The organism is Oleiphilus sp. HI0079, assembly GCF_001635105.1.
In genome coordinates this window covers 1-16,403 of the sequence record NZ_LWFT01000605.1, presented here as the reverse complement: position 1 = coordinate 16,403, position 16,403 = coordinate 1, and the positions used below count along the sequence as shown (strand labels likewise).

Genomic DNA, 16,403 nt, shown 5'->3' with positions numbered 1-16,403 from the left:
CGAGATGCTCAATAATCGGCACTGCCCCAATGTTTTGCACTAGGCCGGCAAGCATCGCGAGCTCAGGATCCATTTTGGGCGTGATTTCAGCGAGCACATAAGAAATTGTGGCCACCTCTCGAGAGTCAGACCAAAGCCCACTCATTCTCAATTGCAGCGCCTGGTTCTTGCTTCTAAACAGCTCCTTCATCGCGAAAATATTCACGAGGCGCCGAGTCGTTTCGAACCCCAGCCTAACAATCGCATCGTGCGGCGAAGTGATCTCTTTTGCGGTTTGATAAAGCGCGCTGTTGCAGGTTTTGATCAGCTTTACCGTGATCGCAGGATCATTCGTCAACGCTCGGGCTACATCGCCTGCTGTTGTATCGTCGTCATCCAGCAGGCTCTTAATCTGCAGCGCGATATCGGGAAAGGATGGCAGTGCGATGTTATTCGTTCTGAGGTCTTGTAAAAAACTCGCTTCAATGTCTTCGATCTCATGGCCGACATACACATCCGCAGCGTTAAACTCGACCTCTTTATCTTGCGGTAGCTCTTTTAAAAGAGCCTCCACCACACTTTGTCGCACGACAAGCAGAGTGCATACCTCCACCGCGACCACACTGTATTTTCGAGGCTGCAAATGAGCCAAGGCTGTTTTTGCCGTTTCAGAAGATGCATCAAACTGTTTTACGCGACCATCGAACGACTCAAGCTTTACCGTGCCGGAGGCCAAAAAATAGTCTAGATGATCTTCGCTCCCAAGCTCAATAATGCACTCACCAGCGATATAGCGGCGCACTTCGATCTTGTCGGAAAGTAACACTAATTCTTTATCGGAAAACTTATTTAACGGGCTAAACTGCTGAAGCAGTTTGATGGGAAGCGTTTCAGTGCTCATCCGTAATCATCCATATCAAAAATGTTTAGCAAGTAGTAAAACACCGTTCTCGTATAAAACGAGATTGATGCTTTTCATCCATAATTTCAACGAGCGCACCTATTCGTTATTGCTCTCGCTCTACTTAATCTCACAGCCAAATTTTTCTTCGAACCAATTTTTTGATGTTATGCTCTAAATCTATTCCAAAATCGAAAAACAATATTTAAACCCTATGCGCATTCAAGCATATTCTGACGGCATGGCCAAAGACATTGCGGAACTATTTGTGTTGGCGATCAACGGCATTCATTCCGATATTTACTGTGTTGACCAAAAAGCCGCTTGGATTCAAGGCATTAGAGCGCCTAGTGGCGATGGTGATGGCGATGATGTGTACTGGAACAAACGGCTGAGCAGAACGAAGCCTTGGGTTGCGTTTGTTGAGGACCGTCTTGCCGGTTTTATGGAGTTGCGTTCGGACGGCCATATTGATTGTGCTTACACGCATCCAGACTTTCAAAGGCAAGGTGTCGCCTCTGCTTTGTTTGAGCATGTCACCTTGGTGGCACACGCTCAGGGAATAGCACAGCTATATGTTGAAGCCTCACTGGTCGCAAGGCCATTTTTCGAGTACAAAGGGTTCAAGGTACTTAAGCGCAATCACATTCACAGGCATGGAGTGGTTCTAACCAATTTTTCGATGACAAAAAATCTCAATACGGACCAACGTAAACGCTTAACAATCCATGTTGTTGATGCGTTTACCGAACAACAATTTAAAGGCAACTCGGCGGCTGTGATCATCACAGATCATTGGCTTTCAGAGGATCTGATGCAGTCAATCGCCACCGAAAACAACCTATCAGAAACAGCGTACCTCGTAAAAAATCAAGATAGCAGCTATGCAATTCGATGGTTTTCACCGATCAAAGAGATCGCGTTTTGCGGCCACGCCACTCTCGCCTCAGCATCGGTTCTTTTTTGCGAAGACCCCGAGGTGCAAGAGCTAGTTTTCTCTGCGAATGCGGTCGGGAGAATGACCATTTCTCGCATCGAAAATGACTACATCCAAATGAATTTTCCAAACACCAAGCCCTCGCACGTAGAGCTTGCGCCCGAAGCATTGTTAGAAGGGCTATCGATTAAACCGCGCCACATTTTGCTCAACGAGCAAGCTTACTTTGCCGTGTATGACCACGAAGACGACGTACGCAATGTGACACAAAAACAAGAACAGCTAAAAAAGCTCGCACCTCATGATGTTGTCGTCACAGCGCCAGGATCAGAATATGACTTCGTATCAAGATACTTCTGGCCAGCAAACGGCGGTGACGAAGACCCCGTTACAGGGTCGATACATACGGGCCTAGCACCATATTGGGCAGAACGCTTAGGAAAAACCGAACTCATGGCGCTTCAGGCATCAAAACGAAGCGGCGTGTTGTTATGTCGAGTCACAGAAGATAGAGTCTTTGTATCAGGTAAAGCAGTGCATTACCTCGAAGGCAAAATTACGGTTTAGATTGCGCGCACTCTAAAAAACCATAAAGGGCTGTAACATCCAAGCTCAAATGAAAAACAAACAAGCTGTGCGCTCAAAGCGACTGTGAAGACCTTCCGGTAACGGGCAAAAATAAGGGGCAAGCAACATCAAATACCTTTGGACTGCGATATTTCTAGTCGTGCTGGTTTGGTCCGGCATCAACCCTAAAGACACACTCACTTGGTTTCTTGAGGTCTTGCCGGCAGTGATAGGTGCAACGCTGGTTGCACTTACCTACAAACGCTTTCCTCTAACGCCCATGCTGAGTTTTCTCATTCTGCTGCACTGCGTGGTACTGATGGTTGGAGGCCACTATACCTACGCAGAAGTACCCTTGTTTGATGGCCTGTTTGGCTCTGAACGCAACAATTACGACAAAGTTGGTCATTTCTTTCAAGGGTTTGTCCCGGCTCTGCTTGCACGAGAGATCTTGATCCGCAAAAACGTCGTGAATGGTGTTGCTTGGCGCAACTATATAATTGTTTCGATCGTTCTGGCCTTCAGCGCGTTTTATGAGTTGATCGAATGGTGGGTCGCATTGCTATCAGGTGAAGACGCCATGGCATTTCTCGGAACGCAAGGGTATATCTGGGACACCCAATCAGATATGGCATGGGCATTATCGGCTGCGATCTGCGCACTCGTCGTTCTATCCAAGTGGCATGACAGGCAACTTGGACAGCTTGCGACTCATAATGATCAGGATCCAAACGCATGAGCTTTGTTCAGCCAGTCACGTTGTCCGCTAATGATATTCAGCTCGTCCCTTTGACACCAAGCCATGAAGACGGCTTACGCGAGGCGGCGAGAGATGGCGAACTATGGAACATCCGAGTCACTTCCGTCCCCGCTCCCGAAGAAGTTGCGTCTTACATCCAGCAGGCGCAATTAAGCCGAGAGCAAGGTGATCGCTTTGCGTTTGCCGTCATCGAAGCGTCATCTGGCAAGATTCTTGGGTCTACCAGTTATCACGACATACTGCCGGATGTCCGACGTGTTGAAATTGGCTACACCTGGTATGCAAAAACAGCCCAACGCACGCACGTCAACACAACCTGTAAGCTACTGATGTTAGCGCACGCGTTTGACGTTCTTCGCTGCCGTGTAGTGGGCTGGCGAACCGATAACTTTAACCATGCAAGTCAACGTGCAATCGAGAGACTTGGGGCAAAAAAAGATGGCGTCATTCGCGGACACGCACTGCGAAAAGACGGAACAATACGTGATACGGTGATGTACAGTCTAAGCGCAGGCGAATGGCCTGAAGTAAAAGCGCACTTAGAATATCGCTTGAAAGCAACTCACTGTTCATAGCAAACGCAAAGATAAGCCAAAGGAAATAAGCGAATGGAACTATTACTGCCCTACAAAACGACCTTGCTCGTCGCGGGCCTCACCGGCGTACTCCTGTTTATCCAGATACTCATTGCCGACCTAACGGCCATAAAACAAAAACATACACCCGGCTACCCGATAGCACCAAATCATCAAGACTTTCTTTTCCGAGCAGCAAGGGCTCATGCGAATACGAACGAGAGCATCGCCATCTTCTGCTTATTCGCATTCTTTGCCGTGCTTTCATCTGCAGAACCCGCCCTCTTGAATGGTTCCGCAGTATTGTATTTTGCAGGCCGGCTGGGCCATATGTTTGCCTACTACGCGCGAGTATCTCTGGTCCGAAGCGTGGCTTTTGGGGTGAGTTTAGCGGGGCTTGCCGGCATGTTTGTAGCAGGTCTTATTGGGTGGATGTAGAGCATGAATTGGCTCGCCATTGCCGCCGCTAATCCAAAATACGGTGAACGGATGCAGCCTAAAACCGATGTAAGTAAGGCGGACTGTTGATTGCGATTGCACTAAGAGTTCGACTCAAACACTCACCGAAGAGAAGCAAAAAATGAACATACGTAAACTAAGCATTCTTACCCTTAGTCACGCGGCGACTTGCCTACTCGGATTTGCAATTGGCATTTACACCTTACCCATTCTGCTCGCTCCCGACTCGCCCGATGAGTCAGCACTGAGCGCCGCGGTCAATGCCTCAAAGTATACTGCAGAGTTTCAAAAAGACTTAACAGACAGCGATGCGTTTCATTGGGGGGAAGGTGTTGTTTCTATAAGCTCGAAGCAAATCGCATTCAAAGGAGAGCTTGCACCAGGCCCTGATTACAAGCTCTACCTCTCGCCTGCGTATCTCGAAACCGAAGCAGAGTTTCATCGCTTAAAACCAAGCATGGTGAAAGTGGGCGATATAAAAACCTTTGATAACTTTATTGTGTCCATACCAGCAGAAATCGACCCGTTTCAATACAGCACGGTGATTGTCTGGTGTGAGACCTTTAGTGAGTTTATTACCGCCGCTCAATATCAGTCATCACCATCGCGAGCGAATTAGCAAAGTAATTTAGCAGAGTAAACAGGTATCCAAACATGCTTGAACTAAGACCCAACTGCGAGTGTTGCGACAAAGATCTACCTCCCGAGGCAAGCGATGCGATGATCTGCACGTTTGAGTGTACCTTTTGTAAAACGTGCGCTTCGGATGTCCTCAATGGCACCTGCCCCAACTGTGGCGGAAATTTTGAGGCGCGGCCAATTCGCCCAAGCAACCTACTCGAGAAATTTCCAGGCTCAACAAAACGCATTACTAAAGAGCATGGCTGTTCGTCTAAGAACGCTGTTTAGATGGATTACGAGGCCTTTAACCAGTTTTGTAAAAACCTCCCCGCAACTAAGCTTGTGCGTCAATGGGGCGACGCGTACGTTTGGAAGGTTGGCGATAAAGTGTTTGCCATTGGAGGTTGGCAAAAAAGCGCTGCACCCGCTTTTACTTTTAAAACGGGTGATTTGGATTACCACATCCTCAAAGAGGAACCGGGCTTTCGCCCTGCCCCTTATATGGCCGCTAGAGGCATGAAGTGGATTCAGTATTATGATGCGGCATGTGAACGAGACGATGAGCTGTTTTATTATATTCAAACATCGCACCGCCTAGCGTCGCTCAATCTCTCGAAGAAAAAACAAAAAGAACTTGGACTAATCCAATAACACACGACAAATCAATAAGAGGTATCGACAAAGCCATGCAAGAGATCAGTATCCTTTACCCATCTATCGCCATGTTTTTCTTAACAGGCTGTTTGATTCTTTCTCTCGGTCTATCGCGTTTCGTTGCGATCAAAACGAATAAAGTCAGCATTAAGTACTACACAAAATACACCGAGGGCGAGCAGCCTGATCGTTTACACATACTCGGGCGTCATGTGCAAAACCACTTTGAAGTACCACCTCTTTTCCATATCGGCGTGCTACTCATCTTTGTGACTCAGACCGTCACAGAGGTAAATCTTGCCGCTGCTTGGTTATTTGTCGCATTCCGAGTAGTGCATACGATAATTCACCTTAGTAGCAACAATGTCAGCCAGCGATTCTTCTGCTTCGGATTAAGTCTCGCCAGCCTCGCGACGCTGTGGATATCGCTGCTTACAAACTTAATAGCGCATTAAGATCTCGGTACTGCAATTGCTTACATCAGGGCGCTTTCATCGGCCAAGACTCTAGGCGATTTCGCCCGTTGTTCTTGGCGCTATAAAGCGCTTCATCTGCGCGTTCAAATAAGGCGCTTTGCGCTTCCTCCTCGCCAACATGCGCCTCGTCAAACTCGATTAATCCGAAAGACATCGTAATTTGAATATTTTCTTCTCGGAAATGAAACGGCAAATGACCGATTTTTTCGCGCACTTTCTCAATCACCCGCTCCGCTGTTTCGAGGTTCGTTTCAGGCAGCATCATAACGAACTCTTCGCCCCCATAACGCGCAACAAAATCTGTCTTACGCAATCTTTTCCTGAGCTCTTTCGCAATAATCTGTAGAACCTTATCCCCAGACAAGTGTCCGTAACTATCATTGATGTTCTTGAAGAAATCGATGTCGGCAACCACTAGCGACACCGGCTTTTTGTATCGCTTCCAGCGCTCAAACTCCAATTCAAAGCGCTCATCGAATGCCTCCCTATTTGGTAGTTTGGTCAGCGTATCCCGAAGTGCTTTATCGCGCTCTTCTTTTAGGCGTTTGCGAATGTATGCCGCCTCCTGCTCCATCGCCTCGATCTTTTCTCTTAGCGCCTGAACCTCTGCCTCTTTTTCTTTTTCAAATTGTTTGCCATCCCCATCGTGCTGATCAACCGCTTTGGATATAGAATCGAGATGTTTATATATCGAGTCCTTCAACTCATCAAGATCAGCAGAAGAATCCATTTTTTGGGAAATCTCATCCACCTGCACCCGAACTGCTCGATCAAATTCCTGATTCTTGGTTTGCCAATTCGCATCGACGGTTCGACTATCAATCAGAAACCCCTGAACTTTGCTCAGACGATCATCTAACTGCTTGAGAAAACTTTCGAAGTCGCGCTGCCCTTTGCCGACGACGGACAGAACAAGGTTCGCAACATCATCCAAGGTCGGCCCTAACTCATACCACACTAGCTCATCTTCTATCTGATCACGGAGCTTCGCTACATCCCGAAATGCGCTTTGCGGAAAACTCAGTTGATCGAGCAAGTTAGAGAGTGTGGAGCGAACATGTCTTGCCACCGAGCTAAAGCCTGGCACAATTTCTTCACTATCTTTGGGCTCTTCTTGCGTCTCAATCTCCAGCTCAAGAGCCTGTGACGTCGTCTCATCGTCCTCACCCCCTTCGACACCTCCTTCTCCAGCCGCTTGCAATGGCTGCGCTTTCCCAGCACCGAGCATACGACTAAAAAAACCTGGGCCTTTCGGGACGGACTTTGCGATGTCTTGAATCACCGCAGCCTGTAAACTGGCATATTCAGACAAAATCCCGGGGAAGGACTGCAAGTTGAGGGCTTTTTTGGAAAGTGATTTAGAGAGTTTTTTGAGCGCATTCTTCTGTTTACGGGGAAGCGACAACGTAAGCAGTTGATCAATCAATTGATCCAAGGTGTGAACCAATTGTCCTGCGTTCTGTTGCTTAGATTCGTCGGCCGCAAGAATCAGTTTATCAATGCGCTTCAAGCGCACTTCCAGATCATTTTGCTCTGCCGATGCCGTTCTTATTGCTGAGCGCAAACTCGCAAGCTCTTCATCTAATCTTTCGCTGACGTTCTCTGCAGCAAGGCTGACGCGCACTAAAATACGCTGTAAAAGAGCCGCGTAATCCTCAGCTTGCTTTTTTTGCTCTTCAAAGCTCTCACTCTGTTCAAAATATTTATCCTTCCAGCGCTCTATCTCGACATTCGTGTCCGATGAGTTACTCATGATTTCCCCGAATCAATGGATTTCAGATAAGTATTGCGCACCACAGGCCAAGCGCATACTCACAGAATAGAAGCCTGTTCAGTCAGAGTCCATTTTTTGAACAGGTTTACAGTGAATTTTACTTCCAAGTTGCACAAAGGTAGTGAAAGCTGCGGCAACACCAACATGATGGGAAAAAACCAAGAAGCAGTGTTATTTCCAGGTCAATATTGCCTTTTAAATAACACCACGATCATGGTCGGTTAAGAATGCTTATGTCGTAATCAAAACAATAAGGATCCCGCCATGAAAAAATTAATCGCGCCAATTCTAGTAGCAAGTATTACCGTACCAGCGCTTACGGGCTGCATTGGACAGATGGGCGTAACGAAAATCGCCACAGGTTTCAACCTAAAAGCAGTCGACAATCGATATGGTCGTGCGGGCTTGTATCTTTTAATGGCACCCGTTTACGCCATCACTTCGGCAATAGATTTAATGGTCGTCAACTCCATTGAATTCTGGACCGGAACCAACCCAGTGACCGGTAAAGCGCCAGCCGTAGCAGATACGCCAGTCGAAGCCTATCTTAAAGTGAATACAGATCTTGGCGAAGACTTAAGCGAGGCGCCGCTGAGCAGCATCAACAACCCCAATGAAAAAACCTTTCAAATGCGTGCGCTCGACGACAATGGCTTCATGCGTATTATTGAAGGCAAGCGCACGGGCGATAAAATCGACATTTATATCGATGGTGAATACGCCGCTTCAACAAGCCTTGAAGAAATGAAGCGCTTCGCTGAAGAGAATCACGAACGCTTAGCCCTAGCGCATAAACAAAGTAAGATGGGCTAATTACTAGCAGGCTATTCGTTTTTCTCTCGAAACAGCTCGTTCGTGCGAGCTGTTTCGCTTTTGCCCCGCCGCAATCAACAAGCATTCAGTGGCAACCGTAAGCATCTGCTCAACGTCCTACACTCTCAATCCGTACGAAAAAGCCTTATAGGGTTTAGCCGCTTAGCCGTAAAAGTTAGACAACAATACGCTCCAAGATTACCATCCACCTTTTTGCCGTAGCCTAGGGGTGACAGATGGTATTGTTCTGGCCGATTCAACAAGAGCTGGATTGTATAAGCGATAGCGGAAATGTTCTTGGAAAAATCAAATTCGATGGCTCTCAAGACAAACACATTTTCTACACTGCTGATGAAACCGTGACACTATCAAATGATGAGAAAGCCGGCATTGCCGCACGATTAGCCGGGCTAGACGCAGGCGCCTATTCGATTCCAATGCAAGACGATGACTAAGGTTTTAGATGCATAAGCATGGCCGTTATTATCAATCAGCTAATTTGACAAGAAGCGCCCTAAACACCGAAAGTTGCCGCCAACAAATACCATAATAAGAGAAGCGGTCATGGCTCAAGTTCATCATGTAATCATCATTGGCAGCGGTTTCGGTGGGCAGATCGCGGCGATCAATCTGCAAAAGAAAGGCATCAAGGATTTTATTATCCTTGAACGTAGAGCCTTTGTCGGTGGTACCTGGAGCCAAAACACCTACCCCGGCGCAGCAGTCGATGTCCACTCTCCCCTCTACTCTATCTCGTTCGAGCCTTATGATTGGACACAGATGTTTGCCGAGCAAGACGAGCTTCGCGAATATACAAACTATGTGATCGATAAACATCACTTACGAGAAAAAACGCGCACCAACAGTAATGTCAACCAAGTTACTTGGGACGACGAGCAACACTTGTGGAGCCTATCCATTGATGGCTGCAACGAGGCGCTTCTCTGCAAATACCTGATTAATGCATCAGGACCCTTAAGTACCCCGGTGATTCCCAATTTCAAAGGGCGCGATACCTTTAAGGGCGCGTCATTTCATACCAATAACTGGGATCAAAATTACGACTACAAAGGCAAAAAAGCGGCCATTATTGGCAGCGGAGCGAGCGCTGCCCAAGTCATTCCTGCGATCGCGCCCGATCTTGAAGAGCTCCATGTATTCCAACGCACACCACATTGGGTTATGCCGCGTCCAGACCATACATTTAGCAAATGGCAGCGTGCGTTGCTCCGTAACAAATGGATCTACAAGTTCTTGCGTGTGATTATTTATTGGATTTTGGAGGCGCGCGTTGTTGGCTTCAAGTATTCAAAGACCATGCTTGACGTGCTTGGTACTCGCGGTGCTAAGCGCAATCTAAAAAAGCAGATTCCCGACGAGGCACTTCGCAAGAAAGTGACACCCGACTTCACCCTTGGTTGTAAACGCGTCATTCTCAGTAACACGCTCTACCCCACCTACATGCGTGAAAATGTCACACTGCACGACAAACATGACGGCATTCAAGAGATCACCGAGCGTGGCATTATTTCAATGGATGGAACAGAGCATGAGCTAGATCTCATTATCTACTCGACCGGATATGATGCAACGGACGGCGTAATTTCCTACCCTGTGGTGGGGCGCGACGGCGTAACACTCAAGGATGTTTGGGCCGACTTTCCGCGTGCATATCTCGGTACAACCGCACCGGGCTTTCCAAATCTATTTATCGTGACGGGACCCAATACTGGAATCGGCCATACTTCTGCTCTGTTTATCATAGAAGCGCAAATGCAGTACATCATGCGGGCGATTGAACACACAGAAAAAACGCAGAGCGATACGATAGAAGTGAATCCAGAAGCGGAAGAACGCTACACGACAAAAATCCATCAGGAAATGGCAAAAACGGTTTGGCAAACCGGGGGCTGTAATTCGTGGTACAAAAGTAAAAGCGGGAAAGTCATTGCAATGTTCCCAGGCTTCAGTTTTACCTTTAAGCGATGGGCGAAACGCTTCAAAACCCATGACCATACTCTCAAAAAATCAGGATAATCTCTGGCAGCTTCGTCGAGCCAATGACACAATCGCCCCATAAGCGGCTTGATGCGTCAACGTATTGGAGCTACAAAGAATGGGCATGTAAATTGGCTTACGATGCACTCAAGAGTCATCAACTTCGGTTCACTCAAGAGTCATCAACTTCGATATACTGTGCGAACGCCACCACCCACATTCAATAAGCGACAAAGCAAACCAATGAGCGCACTTCACGAGCTTCAATTCCGTCACGTAAAGCCGGAAGATCTAGACCGCTGTTTCGAAATAGAACAAGCAGGCTTTTCTAGAGAGGAAGCCGCGACGAGGGAGAAGATAGAACACCGAATTCGAACCTATCCCGAAGGCTTTCTTGTTGCGGAAAACCAAACACAGATTGCGGGTTTTGTGAATAGTGGCGCCTGCCATACCGTGGCGCTGTCAGATGAAGATTTTAAAGAATTGCTTGGTCATGATCCCGACGGTCCACACATTGTGGTGATGTCGGTCGTTGTTCATCCCGAGTATCAGGGCAAAGGATTTGCAGGCGCGCTAGTCAAACACTTCATAGAGCAAATGCGCGCCATGTCGAAAGAAGATATCTACTTGATTTGCCAAACCGAACTGATAGGTTTTTATGAGAAGTACGGGTTTAAATATCTTGCCCCTTCCGAATCCGATCATGGCGGGCGCGCTTGGCATGATATGCGTTTAGACCTCTGTACACGCTAGCCGTTAATTGCGTTCAATTCGGCCCTGAAGCTGCGCCATAATCCGCGTGTTTTCTTCAAAGCTTGAGCTCGTAATCTGAGACAACTGCGACACACTAATAGGCACACCATTTCTTTCCTGAACCAAAGCATACTGAGCGACAAGCAGTGCCGTAGCGAGAGCATCACTATGCACTTCGTGCTCTGATTGTTTTAGACCATATAAATAATCATCAAACTCTTCAGGCATGCCCCACTCTTTGCGAATCGCTATACAATACTTCCACCCCACGCTCTTAAAAATATCGAGCTTTTGAATGGGCAAAAGCGTGTGTTCCTCTGGGCGCCCTCCTTCAACCGCGTCGATCTCCTGACATATCAATAGCATCGCAAGCGCCGGAAGCAAGCCAAGCAGATAGGCAGAGCCTTCAGACTCCCCTCGGGCCTGGAAAAGTTCATCGACGGATTTACCGGCGCTTAGTGCCCACTGCCACACGGTTTCGCTGAACGCAGACGTTTTCTGCGCACCTTTAAAGACGGGAAGCAGAATAGCCGCAGAGACGACCTTTTTAATACCGCCAACCCCCATAATGAAAATCGCCTGATCGAGCGACTCAACAGTCTTATTGTTCAAGCGAAAAAACGGCGAATTTACGGTTCTAAGAACCTGAGAAGTCAGCGAAGGATCTTTCAATAAGGATTCGGCAATCTGAGCGTAACTCAGCTCGTCTTGCTTCAGGAGTTTCATTAATGAAGGCAGCGTACTGGGCTTTCGAGGGAGTTGTTCAGTCCGCACCTCAGCCTGCGCAAGCTTTCTAGCAAGCTGCCGCGCACTGGCACGCTGCTCGTCAGTACTATTCACATAGAGACGGTCCGTACCAAACAATTCGAGACAGAACGCTCTATCCAGTTCTGCACGATACTCTTCATACAGCTGTGCGCTGTCTCTTCCGTTACTGACAGGAGAATCTTCTTTCTCAGCGTGTGCAGATTCTTCGCGAACTGCCGCCGATGCAAGCTGGGTCGTCGGTGCATCATCGCTACCGCCCAACAACTTTCTTAACCACGCCATTGCCATACGGTGCTTCCTTTCCCTGCAACTGAACAAGACTTAAGCCAATATGTGAACGAGTGTAATACAGCAATACAAGCGCGCAAAGAATTGAGGCCGTTTATTTCAGCCGATGCGCTGAATATGACGTAAAAAATGCAATAGGTGCTCAATCGTACGATGTATTGATGAGCATATGGCCACCTCATAATACTGACCGCGAGTAAACGTAGGAGGCCTTGCAAAGCGGCACCCCATGAATGGAAGACAACCGTCATTCAAATGTGCTTCTATAAGCAACGGAAACACCGAATCGATAAGGACGGAGTCAACGCAAGATGAACAAAATACTGATTACAGGAGCAACCGATGGCATTGGCTTAGAGACCGCCAAATTACTCGCAGCAAAAGGCCATCATTTATTGATTCACGGAAGAAGCGAGCAAAAGCTGGCCGACACAAAAACCGCATTACATGACTGCGCTCCGAATACCCTCATCGATACATACCGGGCAGACCTATCTCGCTTTGACGACATCCAATCTCTGCTCGTTTCCATCACGAGTGGTCATTCAAGCATCGACATTATTATCAACAATGCCGGCGTGTTAAAAACACCAACTCCCATTACGCCTGAGGGCTTCGATGTCCGGTTTGTCGTGAATACCTTCGCGCCCTATATCTTAGCGAAGGGCCTAATCCCCAGCCTTTCAAGCGATGGACGTATCATCAACCTTTCGTCTGCAGCGCAAGCGCCCATCAATATAGATGCCATGGAAGGCAACGTCGTTTTAAGCGAAGCGTTTCAAGCCTATGCGCAAAGCAAGCTTGCGCTGACTATTTGGTCACAAGAACTAGCGAAAGACTTAAGCAACAGCCAAGTCTCGGTTGCCGTCAATCCCGGCTCACTGCTCGCCAGTAAAATGGTGAAAGAGGGTTTTGGTGTGGCCGGCAATGACTTAAGCGTCGGCGCAAACATTCTAGTGCGCGCAGCATTATCAGAGGAGTTCGCGCGCGCATCCGGACAGTATTACGACAATGACGAACAACAGTTTGCGCCGCCACATGCCGATGCCACTAACCCGGCTATATGTGAGCAAGTAATGGCATCCATTCACAAGATCACCAGTCAGTTTTGCTGAGAACCACCAATATGTAATGCTGCGCTCAACACGCAGACGTAATCTCATCACAAGGAAAAACAAGATGAAAACCATCGGCCTATTAGGCGGCATGAGCTGGGAAAGCACACAAGGCTATTACAAAGCGATCAACGAAGGCGTTAAAAACCATCTCGGCGGCCTGCACTCCGCCAAAATCGCCATGGTGAGTGTCGACTTTGCTGAAATAGAAGCATTACAGATGCAAGACAATTGGCAACAAGCGGGTGAAATACTCGCAAGTGCTGCGGTATCGGTCGAGGCTGCTGGCGCAGACGGTCTGCTTATTTGCACAAACACCATGCACAAAGTAGCAGACGCTGTTCAATCAGCGATTAACATTCCCCTGTTGCACATCGCCGACGCGACTGGCGAAGCACTCGTTCATGCCAACGTCAAAACAGTCGGGTTACTAGGCACAGCCTTCACAATGGAGCAGGACTTTTACAAAGGCCGACTGACACAACACTTTGGCTTGAAGGTCATAACACCGACTACGTCAGACAGGGCTGACGTTCACCGCATCATCTACGAAGAGCTCTGTTTGGGTAATATCCAGACGCGCTCACGCAAAACCTATTTAGAGGTTATAGAGCGGATGGCAGCTCAAGGAGCCGAGGCTGTCATCTTGGGTTGCACAGAGATAGGCCTACTCGTTGAGCAAGCCGATACCGACACACCTCTATTCGACACGACAGCGATCCATGCCCGCAAAGCGGTAGAATTTATGCTCGCGGCTGAGTGCGAGCAAGACTCGTAAACAGGTCGGCTTACTGACGATCAACAGATGAAAAATCAGACGATCAACAGTCGCTAAGGGGTCCAACCGCTACCGATCGCACGAAATGGCAAATCTGGATCAAAGCCGTCGACTTGCTCGGCTAACCATGCGGGGTACGTATTGCTGTTTGGGCCAGGAAACACCACATATTCGTTTGCCCACGGGTAATCACGAGAGGCTTCTAGAATCTGTTTAATCATATCGTCCACACCCTCTCCCCGTTTTTCATAAACGAGCTCAGGCTCAGCGCCGTACCAGTGTCTGTCAGGCAGATCCGCCTCAACACGCAGTACAGGAACACCCCACTTCGCGCGCCATCCGACCACTTCCAAAACAGTGTACGTGTCCGCGTTACTTGGCTTGACTGAAATCCACGTATGCACCGCGAAGATACCCCTCCACCCCCAAGTATCGGCAGCATAAACCTGCACAATCGCGTCGGTGTATTCGGAAGGAAGCGGAGCAATATTTGCCGACTCGCGGGTCGCATCACGCCAGGTTGTGGTGCTGCAGCCCCCTAAGATAAAAACGGCCGTAAACAGCAGCAGTACAGATCTTATACTAGGCCACGCCGGATTTGCTTTAACACATCTACTCAACAATACGATAGCCTCATAAATCATCACCCGTTGGAAGATACGCTGTGTACTGTCGATTAGTTTACTCAAATGAGAGCTCACAATCATTGCTCATGCGTCTGCGTTTTAATTAACTGCCGATTTTATTTAACGGCCTAGTTTAAGCCCACGGCGCGAAAGTCGCTTTCAAGAGATGTTAACTTTTGAGGTTCTAGGTCCTCTCTTGCCCCGTTCTTCATCGTGAGATTTCTAAAATCCTGTTTCCAAACGGTCAGTATTCACCAAATAGCGGACATCAGACAAGTGTTCTAGCTTTACTCTCTTCAAGAGGCAAACAGACATTCAAATGAGGTTAGTGCTCGACAATAATGAACTAGTCGCCTTTATCTGAATGTTACTTTCCCCTTAATTATTTTGGTCATCAGCTGATAACAAATACGGAGTCCATGAGCGCCAGCAAGGCGTGAGTTCGACTAAATGTTTGGTTATGTTCTTTTTTGGTGTTGCCAATACAGTGCGAAGATCACCAAAGACAATACAAATTCTAATACCATTGCTGGTACCAAGACTAACGCTGGAGCACCTATGGTTAGAGTTGAAACTAACCTTCCTACACCACCTAATAAGAAAAAAAATGCTATGAAAGGGACGAATTGAATCTGGGAACCAAGGTTACGAGCGACCCAAAAACAAAACACACCAAAAGCGATCCAATAAACTGAAAAAAACCTAAGCTCGTTATCGACTGTTGCTTCGACAGGACCTGACCTTTCCCCCAAATTTAAAACCATGAACTCGATGAGATTTCCAATTATCCTAGCAATATGGAGATCTCAATATGAAGAAGCGATATTCAGAAGAACAAATCATCAAGGCGATCAATCAGCATGAGGCTGGAGCTAAAGTTGAGGATATTTGTCGGGAGATGGGTATCTCATCCGGCACATTTTACAACTGGCGATCTAAGTATGCTGGCCTTGAGGTGAATGAAGCCAAACGACTGAGAGAGCTAGAGTCAGAGAATGCAAAGCTTAAACGCTTGCTCGCGGAGAAACTCTTGGAAGTTGAAGCAATGAAGGAAGTCGTTGCAAAAAAGTGGTGAAGCCAGTCGAACGGAAGCCAGTTGTCGTCTTTCTGATGGATCGGTTTGGTTTTTCAGAACGCCGCGCCTGTGCTCTTGCTCAAATCAGTCGGACTGGCTTTCGCCATCAAGCCAAAGGATATGGCGATGAGCAACTGCGTTCGCGCTTAAAAGAGCTTGCGGCCAAGTACTCAAGATATGGATATCTAATGTTGCACGCCTTTCTTAAACAAGAAGGCCTTGTGGTTAATCGCAAGCGAACGTATCGCGTGTATACGGAAGAACAGTTACAGGTCCGCACGAAGAAGCGAAAGAAGCTAACTAGACCACGTGTGGTAAACAGCCCTGCTACAGCACCGAATCAAAGTTGGTCGATGGATTTTGTTTCGGACCAATTAGCGAGCCATAGACGATTTCGTATTTTGAATGTTGTAGATGATTACTCTCGAGAAATTGTAGGCCAGCTCGCTGAATACTCGATATCTGGGGCTCGTGTTGCTCGCTTTT

19 protein-coding genes and 1 pseudogene are annotated in these 16,403 nt (G+C 47.7%); 15 read left to right on the top strand and 5 right to left on the bottom strand.

The window, feature by feature from the left end:
* On the bottom strand, positions 1–880 hold an 880-nt coding region (locus A3750_RS10740), incomplete at its 3' end, for an HDOD domain-containing protein (protein ID WP_068456142.1).
* 214 nt (positions 881–1,094) lie between these two features.
* Between A3750_RS10740 and A3750_RS10735 the strand changes: the two genes are divergently transcribed.
* The 8 genes from A3750_RS10735 to A3750_RS10700 all read left to right on the top strand — a co-directional run bounded on the left by A3750_RS10735 (position 1,095) and on the right by A3750_RS10700 (position 5,908).
* Positions 1,095–2,384, top strand: a complete 1,290-nt coding sequence (locus A3750_RS10735; RefSeq protein WP_197466295.1) for a PhzF family phenazine biosynthesis isomerase — start codon at positions 1,095–1,097, stop codon at positions 2,382–2,384.
* 160 nt (positions 2,385–2,544) lie between these two features.
* The gene (locus A3750_RS10730; protein ID WP_231871791.1) at positions 2,545–3,123 is read left to right on the top strand and encodes a DUF2238 domain-containing protein; all 579 of its coding nucleotides are present in this window, start codon (positions 2,545–2,547) and stop codon (positions 3,121–3,123) included.
* Positions 3,120–3,719 (top strand): GNAT family N-acetyltransferase, encoded by a 600-nt coding sequence (locus A3750_RS10725; RefSeq protein WP_068456135.1) that lies wholly within the window; start codon positions 3,120–3,122, stop codon positions 3,717–3,719. The genes A3750_RS10730 and A3750_RS10725 overlap by 4 nt, the downstream gene beginning before the upstream one ends.
* 33 nt (positions 3,720–3,752) lie before the next feature.
* Positions 3,753–4,157, top strand: a complete 405-nt coding sequence (locus tag A3750_RS10720; protein WP_068456132.1) for an MAPEG family protein — start codon at positions 3,753–3,755, stop codon at positions 4,155–4,157.
* 142 nt (positions 4,158–4,299) lie between these two features.
* Positions 4,300–4,797, top strand: a complete 498-nt coding sequence (locus tag A3750_RS10715) for a DM13 domain-containing protein (RefSeq protein ID WP_068456130.1) — start codon at positions 4,300–4,302, stop codon at positions 4,795–4,797.
* A 35-nt stretch (positions 4,798–4,832) separates the two neighbouring features.
* Positions 4,833–5,087 carry a DUF1272 domain-containing protein gene (locus tag A3750_RS10710; RefSeq protein WP_068456127.1) on the top strand — a complete coding sequence of 85 codons (255 nt, stop codon included), beginning with the start codon at positions 4,833–4,835 and terminating at the stop codon, positions 5,085–5,087.
* Entirely contained in the window at positions 5,088–5,450 is a 363-nt protein-coding gene (locus tag A3750_RS10705; protein WP_068456124.1) for an MmcQ/YjbR family DNA-binding protein, read from the top strand. It begins immediately after the preceding gene.
* Between the two features lie 35 nt (positions 5,451–5,485).
* On the top strand, positions 5,486–5,908 hold the full coding sequence (locus A3750_RS10700) for an MAPEG family protein (RefSeq protein WP_068456121.1): 423 nt from the start codon (positions 5,486–5,488) through the stop codon (positions 5,906–5,908).
* Between the two features lie 25 nt (positions 5,909–5,933).
* On the opposite strand, the gene A3750_RS10695 is transcribed toward A3750_RS10700, so the two are convergent.
* Positions 5,934–7,682, bottom strand: coding sequence for a GGDEF domain-containing protein (locus tag A3750_RS10695; protein WP_068548257.1), 1,749 nt, complete (start codon positions 7,680–7,682; stop codon positions 5,934–5,936).
* Between the two features lie 285 nt (positions 7,683–7,967).
* Between A3750_RS10695 and A3750_RS10690 the strand changes: the two genes are divergently transcribed.
* From A3750_RS10690 to A3750_RS10675, 4 genes are all read left to right on the top strand, one after another.
* On the top strand, positions 7,968–8,516 hold the full coding sequence (locus A3750_RS10690; RefSeq protein ID WP_068520731.1) for a DUF3332 family protein: 549 nt from the start codon (positions 7,968–7,970) through the stop codon (positions 8,514–8,516).
* A gap of 236 nt (positions 8,517–8,752) precedes the next feature.
* Positions 8,753–8,971: a hypothetical protein gene (locus A3750_RS10685; protein ID WP_068455493.1), complete on the top strand. Its 219-nt coding sequence runs from the start codon at positions 8,753–8,755 to the stop codon at positions 8,969–8,971.
* Between the two features lie 109 nt (positions 8,972–9,080).
* Positions 9,081–10,553: an NAD(P)/FAD-dependent oxidoreductase gene (locus A3750_RS10680; protein WP_068548256.1), complete on the top strand. Its 1,473-nt coding sequence runs from the start codon at positions 9,081–9,083 to the stop codon at positions 10,551–10,553.
* Between the two features lie 204 nt (positions 10,554–10,757).
* Positions 10,758–11,267, top strand: a complete 510-nt coding sequence (locus A3750_RS10675) for a GNAT family N-acetyltransferase (RefSeq protein WP_068520527.1) — start codon at positions 10,758–10,760, stop codon at positions 11,265–11,267.
* 3 nt (positions 11,268–11,270) lie between these two features.
* Here A3750_RS10675 and A3750_RS10670 read toward each other — a convergent pair whose 3' ends face one another.
* A complete protein-coding gene (locus tag A3750_RS10670) occupies positions 11,271–12,323 on the bottom strand; it encodes an HDOD domain-containing protein (RefSeq protein ID WP_068455361.1) in 1,053 nt (350 codons plus the stop codon).
* 311 nt (positions 12,324–12,634) lie between these two features.
* On the opposite strand from A3750_RS10670, the gene A3750_RS10665 reads away from it, so the two are divergent.
* Together A3750_RS10665 and A3750_RS10660 are read left to right on the top strand one after the other, a co-directional pair.
* Positions 12,635–13,438, top strand: coding sequence for an SDR family NAD(P)-dependent oxidoreductase (locus A3750_RS10665; protein ID WP_068548255.1), 804 nt, complete (start codon positions 12,635–12,637; stop codon positions 13,436–13,438).
* A gap of 64 nt (positions 13,439–13,502) precedes the next feature.
* On the top strand, positions 13,503–14,216 hold the full coding sequence (locus A3750_RS10660) for an aspartate/glutamate racemase family protein (RefSeq protein WP_068548254.1): 714 nt from the start codon (positions 13,503–13,505) through the stop codon (positions 14,214–14,216).
* A 53-nt stretch (positions 14,217–14,269) separates the two neighbouring features.
* Here A3750_RS10660 and A3750_RS10655 read toward each other — a convergent pair whose 3' ends face one another.
* Positions 14,270–14,905 (bottom strand): DUF3750 domain-containing protein, encoded by a 636-nt coding sequence (locus tag A3750_RS10655; RefSeq protein ID WP_231871790.1) that lies wholly within the window; start codon positions 14,903–14,905, stop codon positions 14,270–14,272.
* A gap of 395 nt (positions 14,906–15,300) precedes the next feature.
* A complete protein-coding gene (locus A3750_RS27315; protein ID WP_068548253.1) occupies positions 15,301–15,606 on the bottom strand; it encodes a DUF4345 domain-containing protein in 306 nt (101 codons plus the stop codon).
* Between the two features lie 47 nt (positions 15,607–15,653).
* Between A3750_RS27315 and A3750_RS24915 the strand changes: the two are divergent.
* Positions 15,654–16,403 (top strand): annotated as a pseudogene (locus A3750_RS24915) (IS3 family transposase); the annotation flags it as partial.

Bases quoted from the DNA above. Each gene is read 5' to 3' on its own strand.
- A3750_RS10715 (WP_068456130.1), top strand. From the start codon at position 4,300: ATGAACATACGTAAACTAAGCATTCTTACCCTTAGTCACGCGGCGACT.
- A3750_RS10670 (WP_068455361.1), bottom strand. From the start codon at position 12,323: ATGGCAATGGCGTGGTTAAGAAAGTTGTTGGGCGGTAGCGATGATGCA.
- A3750_RS10725 (WP_068456135.1), top strand. From the start codon at position 3,120: ATGAGCTTTGTTCAGCCAGTCACGTTGTCCGCTAATGATATTCAGCTC.
- A3750_RS10735 (WP_197466295.1), top strand. From the start codon at position 1,095: ATGCGCATTCAAGCATATTCTGACGGCATGGCCAAAGACATTGCGGAA.
- A3750_RS10710 (WP_068456127.1), top strand. From the start codon at position 4,833: ATGCTTGAACTAAGACCCAACTGCGAGTGTTGCGACAAAGATCTACCT.
- A3750_RS10690 (WP_068520731.1), top strand. From the start codon at position 7,968: ATGAAAAAATTAATCGCGCCAATTCTAGTAGCAAGTATTACCGTACCA.
- A3750_RS10720 (WP_068456132.1), top strand. From the start codon at position 3,753: ATGGAACTATTACTGCCCTACAAAACGACCTTGCTCGTCGCGGGCCTC.
- A3750_RS10695 (WP_068548257.1), bottom strand. From the start codon at position 7,682: ATGAGTAACTCATCGGACACGAATGTCGAGATAGAGCGCTGGAAGGAT.
- A3750_RS10660 (WP_068548254.1), top strand. From the start codon at position 13,503: ATGAAAACCATCGGCCTATTAGGCGGCATGAGCTGGGAAAGCACACAA.
- A3750_RS10665 (WP_068548255.1), top strand. From the start codon at position 12,635: ATGAACAAAATACTGATTACAGGAGCAACCGATGGCATTGGCTTAGAG.
- A3750_RS10700 (WP_068456121.1), top strand. From the start codon at position 5,486: ATGCAAGAGATCAGTATCCTTTACCCATCTATCGCCATGTTTTTCTTA.
- A3750_RS10680 (WP_068548256.1), top strand. From the start codon at position 9,081: ATGGCTCAAGTTCATCATGTAATCATCATTGGCAGCGGTTTCGGTGGG.
- A3750_RS10675 (WP_068520527.1), top strand. From the start codon at position 10,758: ATGAGCGCACTTCACGAGCTTCAATTCCGTCACGTAAAGCCGGAAGAT.
- A3750_RS10705 (WP_068456124.1), top strand. From the start codon at position 5,088: ATGGATTACGAGGCCTTTAACCAGTTTTGTAAAAACCTCCCCGCAACT.
- A3750_RS27315 (WP_068548253.1), bottom strand. From the start codon at position 15,606: ATGGTTTTAAATTTGGGGGAAAGGTCAGGTCCTGTCGAAGCAACAGTC.
- A3750_RS10685 (WP_068455493.1), top strand. From the start codon at position 8,753: ATGGTATTGTTCTGGCCGATTCAACAAGAGCTGGATTGTATAAGCGAT.